Raw genomic sequence first — 12,747 nt, 5'->3', positions numbered from 1 at the left:
GTTAACGCATCGGATCCTGCGCGGCCGATTCATACAAGGATAACCTGAAAATTCGTGTTGTGACAGAATCGGTGGTGGGATTTGTAATCCAATAGGGGTGAAGTCGTTCGCCCTCGGGCGTTCGAGCGCCTATGAATTGGGCGCTGAGGATGTCCTCTCGAGTGCTGCTACGAAAGAGAACCGCTGTGGATGCCGACACGAAGCCGACACGCATTGTCATCCTTGGGGGCGGATTCGGTGGTGTCTACGCCGCGATGACCCTCGAAAAGGGTCTGCGGCGCCGCGACGATATCGAGATCGTCCTCGTCAACCGCGAGAACTACTTCGTCTTTCAGCCGATGCTCGCTGAAGTCCTCTCAGGACAGATGGGGATCCTCGAGCCGGTCATCCCCATTCGCCGACTTTGCCCCCGGACGCATCTCTACTTCCGCGATATCTCCTCGGTCGACGTCGAGAAGAAGCTCGTCACGCTCGCGCCGGGTTATCGGCCCCGCCCACTCGTGCTCGAGTACGACCACCTCGTGATCGCCCTGGGCGACGTGACCGACTTTCGCTTCGATCCGGGCCTGCGCGCCCATGCCCTTCCCTTCAAGAATCTCTCCGACACGCTGCGTCTTCGCGACCACGTGTTGCGTGTTCTGGGGGAAGCTGAGATCGAGGACGACGACGAGCTTCGGCAGGAACTGCTCACCTTCGTCATCGCGGGTGGGGGCTATTCCGGTGTCGAGGTCGCCGCGAGTCTCAACGATTTCGTCCGCGAGGTCGGACCCAAGACCTTCGGGCTGGAACCGGAAGACATCCGCGTCATCCTGATCCATTCCAAGGAACGACTGCTGCAGCGCGAACTGCACTCAAGCCTCGGCGAGTACGCCCAGCGCATCCTGAGGCGTCGTGGGGTCGAGCTCATGCTCGAACACCGCCTTCGCTCGGCGACCGAGACGCACGCCATCCTCGACGACGGCAGTCGCATTTGCACGCGGACCCTGGTCTCGACCGTCCCGTCGTCACCCAATCCCTTAGTCGAGTCGATCGCTCTGCGGCAGAAGAAGGGCAAGATCATCGCCGATCGGACGATGCGGGTCGAGGGATCGACCAGCGAATGGGCTCTCGGCGACTGCGCCCTGATCCCGCACCCTAGCGGCGAGGGGGATTGCCCGAAGACGGCCCAGTTCGCGGTGCGCCAAGCGACGACTTGCGCCCACAACATCCTCGCCGCGATCGACGGCCGACCCGCGAAGACCTTCAACTTTACCGGACTCGGCAGTCTCGGCGTCCTCGGGCATCGCACCGCGGTCGCGCAGTTGCCGGGGGGGCTCAAGCTCTCGGGGCTGCTGGCGTGGCTGGCGTGGCGGACGATCTATTGGTGGAAGTTGCCGGGGATCGACCGCAAGGTCCGGATCGCGCTGAGCTGGCTGCTCGATCTGGTTGTGCCGCCGGAGTTGGTGCAATCGAAATTCGACCCTCCGCAAGCGATGGTCCACGCCCACTTCGAACCGGGTGAGTACGTCATTCGCGAGGGGGACGTCGGCGACCGACTCTACATCATCATTCAGGGCAAGGCCGAGATCTTGAAGCCCGGCTCTTTCGTCTCCGAACCGGAAGTGATGGCCGAAGTTGGTCCGGGCGAGATCTTCGGCGAGATGGCTCTTCTCGACGGCAACCGCCGCGGCGCGACGGTCCGCTGTCTCGAACCGCTCGATGTCTTCACGATGGCCAAGAACGAGTTCAGCCATCTCGTCAATTTCCTGCCCGATCTCCGCCGCAACGTCGAGCAGATCGCCAAGCAGCGTCAATCGACCACCCCCGAGCCCGTCCCCTCCGACGACGCCTGTTCGACGAGTTGAACAAGACGGCGCGTGGGCCACTTATTCGCGGCGCGAATCCAGATTGACAAGCGATCAACCCATTCAACATCGCGTCGCGATCGATTGAGCGAAGGGTATTCGCAGACAACATCTTGACGGGACACAGGTTGTGGTATCTGTTTCGCCCCCCTCTGGCTCCCAACGATTGCATCCGCTTTCCTGAGCCGCGAAGCGGCAGAGGAAAGTAGCCAGGGGTGGCAACCCCTGGAAAAGTTACCGATCCGTTCATGGAGCCCCAGAGGGGCGCAGTTGGTTCGACGGCTACCGTCGCCACTTTCGGGGCTCGAACCAAATCCTTTTAGAACCAGGGGGTTGAAACCCCTGGATAGAAACCAGCGCCGCTTCGTGACTGTGGCAGTTTCGGATCCACCATTCGGTCAGGGATGGCCACCGTACGCACTACTGGTCGGACGCGTCGGGATTCGCTTGCTTTCGGGTCGCACGCCAGGCGAGAACGGCGACCACGCCGAGGATCACCACGGCGAGCACCACCAGAACGGTCCTCCCTGTCGATCCCGAGGCGGCATTTCGCTCGGCAAGAGCACGCTGCTCGGCGAACTCGGCCTCGGTGACGGCTTTCTCGCCATCCCAAATGCGTGGATGTCCGCCGACGTTCACTTCCTTGCCGACGGGGATGTCGAACGACGAGAGCGCGAAGACCGAGTCGGGAATCGGGGCTCCGATCGAGGCCTGCTCGACCGTGACCTTCTGGTCGGTGATCACTTTTCCCTTGCTGTTTTGGCGTCGGAAGCTGCTCGTCGAAGGGAACCAGACTCCCGCCGTGACTTCCTTGTAGGTGGTGTCGATCTCATCGCGGAACACGGAGCCGTTGACCACGATCCGGGTGACGGCGTCGTCCATCTCCGGGATGACCCAAACCTCGCCACTGGTTCCCGCGTCGAGGTTCTGGTACGAGACCACGACCGCTTGGCGACCATCGACCATCTCCTCGCGAACGGTGGACGAGTCGGTCGCCCCCGTCACCAGCGCGCAGTAGTCGCCCAGCCCAATGTTGTGCATCGCGTAGACCGACACCGGCACCAACCCAAGGACGCGTGGATCGATGGCACAGTCCGCGGCGGCACTAATGTCGGCAAGGTCGCCCGTGTAGATGTCATGGGCCTCGCCGTAGCGATACGCGAAGAATGCCGGCGTCTTGATCCAGGCCTCTTCGTCGATGATCGACCCGGCGCTGCTCTTGATGACGACATCGGTTCGCAGATGCGTGCCCGAGAACCAGATCTCCTGATCGACGACGTGGTCGTACGCTTCGGTTCCTCGTTGACCTTCGAGCTTGGTCTGAAACCGGACATGGGCCGGCGTCCACTTCTCCCGAGCTTCGCAGACGCGTGTCATGATGGTCGCCGGATCCGCCGCCGGAAAGGCCACGTGCGCAAGTGCGAGGAGGAGTGGAGAGAGCGTCATCGACGGGTGGCTCCCGAAAAGAGTGGAATTGAAGAGAACGGTGCGTGAAGGTGCTGAAGCGGTTGTTGTACACAAACCGCCCGGTGAAGCTTGGTGATTTGCCCCATGGCTCTTTGTTCGCCGAGTATGTCGCGCTCAAGGCAGGCCGTTGCCCTGCCATTGAAGGTGCCGAGTCCGACGGGTGGTGTGGTCGTCCCACGCGGGGCTCGATTCAGCGGCAGGCTCCGATTCCGGGGGACTGTTTTGACACCAGGTCTCGATCCCAGTCACGCCGCGATGAGATGGAGCGAGCTTCCGTGAAGGTGCCTGACCTCGATGAAAGGCCTACACGGCCGTTCGGGGCGTATTTCACTCGGGGATCGCTGGGGGCTGACGTCTGTTGTCAACGCTGGCGATGGGAAGTTCCTCGGCTGCTTCGTGCCGAGAAATGACATCGGATCTCTCGATGGAATTTAGACTTACGTCTCGTATTATTCTGGAGAACCCATTCGAGGACAACCGGGAAGGCGAGGAGTCGTCGATCCCGCGTGGCAACCCATCATGGCCTGAAACCAACAAACGGAGAGACACGATGCAGGGAAATCCCAAGGTGATCGACGCCCTCAACCAGGCGTTGACGGTTGAGCTGACCGCGATCAATCAGTACTTCTGCCAAGCGAAAATGTGCGACAACTGGGGCTTCACAAAGCTCGGGAAGAAGCACTACGTCGAGTCGATTGGCGAGATGAAGCACGCCGAATTGTTGATTGACCGAATCCTCTTCCTTGAAGGGGTGCCGGAGATCGCACGCTACGACGTCATTCGCGTGGGCGAAACGGTGCCGGAACAGTTCGAGTACGACCTAGAGCTCGAGAAGAAGGGAGTGGCGCACTACAACGCGACCGCGAAGCTCTGCATCGAGGAAGTCGACAACGGGACGCGGGAACTGGTCGAGAAGATTCTGGTCGAGTCGGAAGAGCACGTCGATTGGCTCGAGACGCAAATCGAGCTGGTCAAGTCGGTTGGACTAGAGAACTATCTACAGTCACAGATGGGCGAGCACGATCTGTCGCACTAGGGGAGTGCTCGAGGATCATCGCTTTGACCTTTTGACGGCATGCCATGCACCCGCCGCCGGCTCCAGTGAGTCGGCGGACGTCGTCGGAGGTCTGGGCGATGCCATTGACGATGACGTCGAGGACGTCGTCCTTGGAGACTCGCAGGCAGTGACAAACCAATTGCGCGGGGCAGGTCTGGCAATTGCGTCCGCAGGTGGTGGTGGAGGAGGAACGCATCGTCGGAGTCGTCTCATCCAGGAGCTTTGAGGGAGGAAGCAGTCCCATCTGCTTTCTCGTGGGCGAGGATCGTTCAGAGAGATTGACATCTCGTCTCAACAAAAGTGTAGTCTGGCCCCAAAGTCGGTTCAACCTCCATCCCAACAATTCTTGTGATGTTTTTTGATGTGTTTTTGATCGGATTGGGGCCAGAACCGTGCCTCTTGCGATCGGAATCGGATCAAATCGGCGCTTTTTCGAGGTTATTCGGGCCCGAATCGTCGCCAGAGCCACCCCAGACCCCATGCCGCCAGGATCGCCAGCACAGGCATCAACGGCGTCCTCATCCGCAAGTTGCTCCAATAGACCGCATGGACCGCCGTCGTCGCGACGATCGTCACGGGGAGGATCACGAAGGGCTGCGCCCATGCCTTGGCTTGAAAGAGGCCCAGCACAGCGAGGGCGAAGACGATGCCATAGAAGACGCTACAGAGAAACTGGCCCAAACGCGGCCCGTAGTTGGGCGCAAGTCCCCAAAGTGAAACGAGATGGTGGCCAATTGATCTGGCGGCGTTCCTGGGATGTTGGATCATCCATCGGAGAGCTTGGTCGCGGTAGTAGTCGTTGCGCTGCAGCTCCGATTTGCCGCGGGTGCGGTAGGTGTTCTCGAGCGACCAGTCTTGAAAGCTCGCCGCGGGCCAGGTGGCATTCGGGCCGGCGACGACCTCGCGGAAATAAACCGGATTTTGGCCGAGCCAGAGGGTGTAGCCCCCGTGGGTCGTGGTCAGGATGGGACGTCCGAGTACCACTTGATTCCGAACGACCCATGGGAGACAAAGGAATATCGCGGCGAGCGTGATCCAACACCAGTCCCTTCGTCGACCGGTCAGGAGGCATGCCAGCCCGAGCAAGAGCCAGATCGCCCATGCCAGCGGTCGTGTCATCGCGGCGGCGGTCACCAAAAGCGCGGCCAACCCGCGCCAGCGCCAAGCCGATCCCTCGGACGGACGCTCCGCCCAAGCGAACAAGAGGCCGACGAGAAGAGCCGTGAATACCGTCTCACTCATCGGCAGAAGACTAGACTGAAGGAGCAGCGGGTCAATCGCCACAATCAATGCCGCGACCCAAGCGGTCCCGCTGAATCCTCCCAACTCCACCAAGCGCCACGTCGCGACCACGATGACCGCGCTAGCGAGCAAATTCAGCGCGGCGACGCCGAAGACCAGGGCTGTCGAATGCCGACACCATGGCAAGAGAAGTAGCGGATATCCGGGAGCTCGGAAGGCCGACGGTTGGTCGGGAGACGATCCATAGACGCCGGAGCCGGCAAGGCAACGGGCGAAGACGATGTAGTCGTCCCGATCGTCGCTGAGCCAGTCGGTCGCCACAACGGCCATCCCCAGCCGTAGGGTGATCGCGAGTGCGACGCAGCTTAGAAGCCCCGCTGTCCGTCCCGTCATGCGATGGCTTTCGTCCTTCGCTTCCGTGGCGCCCGTAGCACAACACCCCTCGCAAGCCGTCGCGAGCAACGGCCGACGAGAGCCACCAGGAACTGGCCTGGTGGATGGACGCATGACCCCGATGGTATAGAACGCCTAGGATGTCGTCAGGGAGAGTTTGAAGCACTATGCAAGTCTTTTACCGCTCTCTCGTCCGCCACAAGCTTCTCCTCATCCTTGTCTGTTTCCTCGCCGCCTTCGTCGCGTTCCCGCTGTCTCAGTCGGTGGAATCGGACCAGTCACCCCGGTCGCTCTTCTCCGAGAATAACCCAAGACTTCAGTCCTACGAACAAGTCGTGCGCGATTTCGGGGGCGATACGACTTGCCTGGTCGCCTACTCCGATCCCCAGCTCTTTTCCGAACGAGGTCTCGAGCGTCTCTCCGGACTAACCTCGCGTCTCTCCGGCGTCAACGGCGTCGCCAGCGCCATGTCGCTGGCCAACGTCCCGCGACCGACCGCTCCCTTGGTCGGAACCCTGACGATGGCCCAGATGGTCGGCCAGGCCGCCTCGAGCTTCGACGAACTCCGCCAAGAGGTCCTCGATACGGAACTCTATAAGGACGTCTTCGTTGGTGAGGACGGCCAAACCGCCGCGGTCGTGCTCCAAATCGATCGCGAAGCCATCTCCTCCGGCGACCTGCGGCAGACCCTCGACGACGTCCGAACCATCGCCAACGAGAACGACGAGACCTCCTGCGTCGTCGGAACCCCCGCCCTCCTAAGCGACGTCTTCACGCACCTCGAGCGGGATGCCCACATGCTCACCATCGTGGCGAGCATGACGATGCTGGCAATGATCTTTCTCCTCTTTCGCAACGTCCGCTGGATGCTCCTTCCGCTCGCGATCGTCCAAGTCTCGATCGTCTGGACCCGAGCCCTGGTCGCGCTCGGCGGCGTCCAACTGAGCATCATCGACTCGATGACCGCCTCGCTGATCACCGTCATCGGAATCGCGACCTCCATTCACATCGCGGTCCGATACGGCGAGGAGACCCAACGCGGCTACGATCGCGAGGAGGCGATGCGGCGCACGCTTTCTCGGGTCATGCCGGCGGTCTGCTGGACTTGCTTGACCACCGCGGTCGGCTTCGGGGCCCTCTTCATGAGTGGCGTCGCCCCGGTTCGCAGCTACGCCTTCGTCATGACGACCGCCTCGCTCTTTGTCGGCTTGGCGTCGTTGCTACTCGTGCCGGGTGGCATTCTGCTCGGGCGATTCGCGTCGGCCCCGGTGCCCGCGCCGGGCGAGGAACGACTCAAGGAATCGCTCGCGAAGCTCGTCGGCTGGACGACGCACCACGCGGTCCTGACGACGGTGGTCATGGCGGTCATTCTCGGCGTCGCCGGGGTCGGCTTCCGCTGGCTCCGGGTCGAGACCGACTTCACCGCCAACTTCCGCGACGAAAGCCCCATCCTGCGGGGCTATCGGTTCGTCGAGGATCGCCTCGGCGGAGCAGGGGTCATCGAGCTCGCCTTCTCCGCTCCGGAAGTGCCGACCGCCGACTACTTCGAAAAACTTCGCAAGCTCGAGGACGACCTTCGCGGCATCCCTGGCATCACCAAGGTCACGGGACTCGTCGACTTGCTCGACTTCTTCCGCGAAGCGTTGCCGATCACCAAGACCCCCTTCGGAGGCTTTCTCGGTCTCTCGTCCGATGGGCTGATCCGGACCCAGCTCGAAATGCTCCGGCTCGCCAAGCCGACCATGATCAAGGAGCTGTGGAACCAGGACGGCAACCGCATGCGGATCGTCCTTCGCGTCCGCGAGAAGCAAACGGTCGCCGGCAAGCGGGAACTGCTCGCGAGCATCTCCGAGCGTGCCGAGCGGATCCTGAGCGAGCCGGTCCAAGTCACCGGGCTTTGGGTCCTGATGACCTATCTCATCGACAGCATCGTGTCGGACCAATGGTCGGCGTTCGCGGTGGCGGCGATCGGGATTCTGGCGGTGATGACCCTCGCGTTTCGCAGCTTCCGCTACGGGTTGGTCGCGTTTCTGCCGAACGTCATTCCGATCGTGGTGGTGCTCGGCCTCATGGGTTGGGTTGGTTGGCCAATCAATGTCGCGACCGCGATGATCAGCAGCATCTCGATGGGGCTCGTCGTCGACTTCAGCATCCACTACCTCAGCCGGTTCCGTCAGGAGCGCGAAGCGGGAGCGAGCTTTGACGAAGCCCTCGCGCTGACGCATCAGAGCACCGGCAAGGCGATGGTCTTCGCCAACCTCGCCCTGATGATCGGCTTCAGCATTCTCTCCTTCTCGTCCTTCGTTCCAACCGCTCAGTTTGGCGCTCTGGTGAGCATCGCGATTCTCGGAGGCCTCTTGGGCAATCTCTTCTTCCTTCCGGTCCTCCTCCGCGTTCTCGTCGGCCGAGCGTAAGACGATCGCATCGTGTCAGGGTGGCCCAGATTGCTCGCCAATCTGGGTGGCGCAGCCACAAGAGACCCTTGGCAAGCTGTCGCCCTTTCGGGGCTCGAAATTGTGGGATGACGTCTACCTGGCACTGACGTACCAGGCTACGTGCTGTCGCCGCTTCGCGGCTGAAGAAGTCGCCCCGTCCAACGACGACGGGAATGGTGATCGCAGAACGTTTGTCTTGTGACCGACGGGTGGCCCAGATTGCTCGCCAATCTGGGTGGCGCAGCCACAAGAGACCCTTGGCGGGTGGCCCAGATTGCTCGCCAATCTGGGTGGCGCAGCCACAAGAGACCCTGGGCAAGCTGTCGCCCTTTCAGGGCTCGGAATCATGGGATGACGTCTACCTGGCACTGACGTACCAGGCTACGTGCTGGCGCCGCTTCGCGGCTGAAGAGGTCGCCCCGTCCAACGAAGACGGGAATGGTGATCGCAGAACGTTTGTCTTGTGACCGGCGGGTGGCCCAGATTGCTCGCCAATCTGGGTGGCGCAGCCACAAGAGACCCTTGACGGGTGGCCCAGATTGCTCGCCAATCTGGGTGGCGCAGCCACAAGAGCCCCTTGGCAAGCTGTCGCCCTTTCAGGGCTCGGAATCATGGGATGACGTCTACCTGGCACTGACGTACCAGGCTACGTGCTGGCGCCGCTTCGCGGCTGAAGAGGTCGCCCCGTCCAACGACGGCGGGAATGGTGATCGCAGAACGTTTGTCTTGTGACCGACGGGTGGCCCAGATTGCTCGCCAATCTGGGTGGCGCAGCCACAAGAGACCCTTGGCGGGTGGCCCAGATTGCTCGCCAATCTGGGTGGCGCAGCCACAAGAGACCCTTGACGGGGGGCCCAGATTGCTCGCCAATCTGGGTGGCGCAGCCACAAGAGACCCTTGGCGGGTGGCCCAGATTGCTCGCCAATCTGGGTGGCGCAGCCACAAGAGACCCTGGGCAAGCTGTCGCCCTTTCAGGGCTCGGAATTATGGGATGGCGTCTGCCTGGCACTGACGTACCAGGCTACGTGCTGGCGCCGCTTCGCGGCTGAAGAGTTCGCCCCGTCCAACGCCGGCGGGAATGGTGATCGCAGAACGTTTGTCTTGTGACCGACGGGTGGCCCAGATTGCTCGCCAATCTGGGTGGCGCAGCCACAAGAGCCCCTTGGCAAGCTGTCGCCCTTTCAGGGCTCGGAATCATGGGATGACGTCTACCTGGCACTGACGTACCAGGCTACGTGCTGTCGCCGCTTCGCGGCTGAAGAGGTCGCCCCGTCCAACGCCGGCGGGAATGGTGATCGCAGAACGTTTGTCTTGTGATCGACGGGTGGCCCAGATTGCTCGCCAATCTGGGTGGCGCAGCCACAAGAGACCCTTGGCAAGCTGCCGCCCTTTCAGGGCTCGGAATCATGGGATGACGTCTACCTGGCGCTGACGTACCAGGCTACGTGCTGGCGCCGCTTCGCGGCTGAAGAGGTCGCCCCGTCCAACGCCGGCGGGAATGGTGATCGCAGAACGTTTGTCTTGTGACCGGCCCCCGGTCCAAATTCCTTAGTCGCGAAGCGACGCCAGCACGTAGCCTGGTGGCGTAAGCCCCAGGAAACAATTGCACCAACGATTGCCAAGCAGCGGTCGCTTCGAAAGCACTTCATTCCCACTGATCGCCTGTCTCCCTCGTATCAGTCATTGACAAGACGCGCTTTCCGAGACTAACGAAGTAAACCTGGGACTGTACCGATGGCTACTGTCGCCCTGCAAACGGACCAACGCCGCATCCAATTGCGGACGCCGTTGGCGAACGGTTCACTGGCCGTCCATCGGTTCCGTGGCCGGGAGGCGATTTCGGATCTCTTCCAGTTCAACGTGGAACTCCTCGCGCCCAACGACGTGAGCATCCCCTTCGAGAAACTGCTCGGCCAATCGGCCACCCTGACCATCGATCTTCCGGGCCAGACGACGCGACACCTCAATGGCATCGTCGCCCAACTCACCCGAGGTCGTTCGACCGACGTCGTGACGAGCTATCAAGCCGTGCTCGTGCCCAAACTGTGGCTCCTCACCAAGGATCGTCGTAGCCGTGTCTTCCAGCAGAAGACCGTGGTCGATATCGTCCAGCGATTGCTGAAGCAGGCCGGCATCGACGTCGAGTCGCGTCTGCTCGACACCTACCCGACGCAAAGTGATCGCGTCCAGTACCGCGAGTCGACCTTCAGCTTCCTCCAGCGAATTCTGCAAGAGAGTGGCATCTACTACGGCTGGGCCCACGACGAGAACTCCCATCGGCTCGTCCTCTACGACCAGATGGTTCAAGTCCCCAACATCACGGAGGATGCGTGGGAGTACTCGCCTCACTCCGGCGGGAATCGAGCGACCGGCACCATTCGATCGTGGCGGGTCAATCGAGAGGTCACGGCGGGAAAGGTCAGCTTGCAAGACCTCTCCTTCCAGCTTCGCGACCAACTCGTCGGGGCCGCCCAGCCCTTGCTCGAACACTTCCTTCTAGGCGACGAAAGTCAGAAAGTCGTCTCCGGCACCAACCGCGACATCAAAGTCGACGAGCACGGGGTTAACTTCGCGCACTGGTTCGATGAGATCGGCTCAATGGGGGAGGAACAGCGCCAACAACTTCAAGAGGTCTTTGTCGAGGGCAAGCGGCTGACGAGTCTCTTGGTCCAGCGCAACGCTTCCCAGAGCATCGCGATCGATGGGACCAGCGATATCGGCCTGCTTACGCCTGGACGCGTGCTCAAGACGAGACGTACTCCCCAGGGCGAGGGATCGTTCCTGCTGAAGCAAGTCGTTCACGACGCCTATCAACCCGTGCTCGTCGAGGAGGACGACCAGCCCGACTTCTACCGCAACGAGTTCCAGGCCCAGCCGACGAGTGTGCCTTTTCGGCCGCAAGTCACGATCGCTCGACCGAACGCCGGCCCGGAAGCCGCCACCGTGGTCGGGCCACGGCAGGGGTATCCCCACGTCGACAAGTACGGACGGGTGCGGGTGCAGTTCTCTTGGAGCGACGACGCCGACGACAACGAGTCGTGCTGGTTGCGGGTCGGGCATGCGTGGGCGGGGAGCAAACGCGGCCACGTCCACCTGCCACGCGTCGGCGACGAAGTGGTCGTCAACTTCTACCAACACGACCCCGAACGACCCTACGTCGAACACTCGATGCACAACGCGAAGAACTCCCATCCGCAGAACTTGCCGGATGAGAGCCATCAGACGGTCTACCGCTCCGCGGGGTTGGTGAACGAGAGCGAGTCGACGAGCATCACCTCCGACGATCTCGCCAGTCACCTGAAACTCTCGTCGTCCAACGACATGAGCCAGTCGGGAGGTCACAACGCCTATGACAACACGGGTGGTTCCGCTCAGTCGAACATCAGCCAGCACCACGGTCGATATCTCGGTGGGAGCATCTTCGAGGAGGTCAACCCCGACGTCTCGCAGTCGCGAAAGAACACGGCCGACCGCAACGCCTCCACGTCGACCGATGTCTTTCAAAGCGTCCAACAACGAGTCAGCCAGTCGACCGACGCGCAAAGCACGAGCGGCCTCTTGGGTAGCAGTTCGGCGACAAGTTCGACGGACTCGTCATCGACTGGTTCAACCTCGACCGACTCGAGTTCCTCCGACGCATCGACCTCGTCAACGAGTTCGGTCTCGGGAGTGGTGGGCGATCTCCTCGCCTCCAGTTCGACGTCGGAATCCAGCTATTCGAGCGATATGGAGATGGTGCTCGGCATGCATGAGTACGGCACCATCGGCGTTTCCGAGGACTTCACCTACGGGGTCCAGAACATCACGACCTTCAACCTCGTCGGGCTACTCTTCATCAATGCCGCGAGTGCGGTCGCCGTCGGAGTGGCGGACGACGTGGTCGCCGACGAAGTCGATGACATCGCCGACGATGCGGTAGACGACGATGACATCAACGACGAATTTGACAACGACAATACGCGGCGGCAAACCATCAACTACGACCAGGCTCTCCATCTGAGCAATGCCTACAACCTGGACGCCTACAGTAGGGATCTTGGCACCGCCATCAGAGGTGTCGGCCTCAACTTGCCCGGCAACATGATCGCCGAGGAAGATGAGGATCAAGCCTCGGATGTCGCTTCGGACGTCGACTTGGGAGACGTCGACGCCGCCGACGTCGAGGCGTGGTCGTCTGCGATCAATTCCGTAGCGTCGCTTTTCCTTGGGCTCCCCGTCCAAGGGAGATGCAAATCGACGTTCGCCACCTCGTCCCACTTCGTCTACGGTCCGTCGTTCGACATCCACCACGGACCGAAGGTCAATTTCA

General features: G+C 61.6%; 6 protein-coding genes and 1 pseudogene. 4 read left to right on the top strand and 3 right to left on the bottom strand.

Features of this window, described 5'->3' with window-relative positions; all coding sequences use genetic code 11:
• The first annotated feature begins 185 nt into the window (after nt 1–185).
• Nucleotides 186–1,844, top strand: a complete 1,659-nt coding sequence (locus Pan216_RS26540; protein ID WP_419193032.1) for an FAD-dependent oxidoreductase — start codon at nt 186–188, stop codon at nt 1,842–1,844.
• A gap of 420 nt (nt 1,845–2,264) precedes the next feature.
• Here the strand turns inward: Pan216_RS26540 and Pan216_RS26535 are convergent, their stop codons facing one another.
• Complete coding sequence (locus Pan216_RS26535) at nt 2,265–3,290, bottom strand: hypothetical protein (RefSeq protein ID WP_145263013.1); 1,026 nt, start codon at nt 3,288–3,290, stop codon at nt 2,265–2,267.
• Between the two features lie 571 nt (nt 3,291–3,861).
• Between Pan216_RS26535 and bfr the strand changes: the two genes are divergently transcribed.
• Nucleotides 3,862–4,347: a bacterioferritin gene (gene bfr / locus Pan216_RS26530; RefSeq protein WP_145263011.1), complete on the top strand. Its 486-nt coding sequence runs from the start codon at nt 3,862–3,864 to the stop codon at nt 4,345–4,347.
• Here bfr and Pan216_RS28640 read toward each other — a convergent pair.
• Both Pan216_RS28640 and Pan216_RS28635 read right to left on the bottom strand, forming a co-directional pair.
• Nucleotides 4,283–4,564: a (2Fe-2S)-binding protein gene (locus tag Pan216_RS28640; protein WP_419193700.1), complete on the bottom strand. Its 282-nt coding sequence runs from the start codon at nt 4,562–4,564 to the stop codon at nt 4,283–4,285. The genes bfr and Pan216_RS28640 overlap by 65 nt on opposite strands.
• A 242-nt stretch (nt 4,565–4,806) precedes the next feature.
• A complete protein-coding gene (locus Pan216_RS28635) occupies nt 4,807–6,003 on the bottom strand; it encodes a hypothetical protein (protein WP_419193031.1) in 1,197 nt (398 codons plus the stop codon).
• 167 nt (nt 6,004–6,170) lie between these two features.
• Here Pan216_RS28635 and Pan216_RS26520 point away from each other — a divergent pair, with 167 nt between their 5' ends.
• Nucleotides 6,171–8,417, top strand: coding sequence for an efflux RND transporter permease subunit (locus Pan216_RS26520; protein ID WP_145263007.1), 2,247 nt, complete (start codon nt 6,171–6,173; stop codon nt 8,415–8,417).
• 1,755 nt (nt 8,418–10,172) lie between these two features.
• Nucleotides 10,173–11,720, top strand: a pseudogene (locus Pan216_RS28630) (type VI secretion system Vgr family protein); the annotation flags it as partial.
• Between the last annotated feature and the right edge of the window lie 1,027 nt (nt 11,721–12,747).

The organism is Kolteria novifilia, assembly GCA_007748055.1.
Lineage (GTDB): Bacteria > Planctomycetota > Planctomycetia > Kolteriales > Kolteriaceae > Kolteria > Kolteria novifilia.
This window is presented reverse-complemented; position numbering and strand designations above follow the sequence as displayed.

Excerpts from the sequence above, each read along its gene's own strand:
- Pan216_RS28640 (WP_419193700.1), bottom strand. The coding sequence starts at position 4,564 with ATGCGTTCCTCCTCCACCACCACCTGCGGACGCAATTGCCAGACCTGC.
- bfr (WP_145263011.1), top strand. The coding sequence starts at position 3,862 with ATGCAGGGAAATCCCAAGGTGATCGACGCCCTCAACCAGGCGTTGACG.
- Pan216_RS26520 (WP_145263007.1), top strand. The coding sequence starts at position 6,171 with ATGCAAGTCTTTTACCGCTCTCTCGTCCGCCACAAGCTTCTCCTCATC.
- Pan216_RS28635 (WP_419193031.1), bottom strand. The coding sequence starts at position 6,003 with ATGACGGGACGGACAGCGGGGCTTCTAAGCTGCGTCGCACTCGCGATC.
- Pan216_RS26535 (WP_145263013.1), bottom strand. The coding sequence starts at position 3,290 with ATGACGCTCTCTCCACTCCTCCTCGCACTTGCGCACGTGGCCTTTCCG.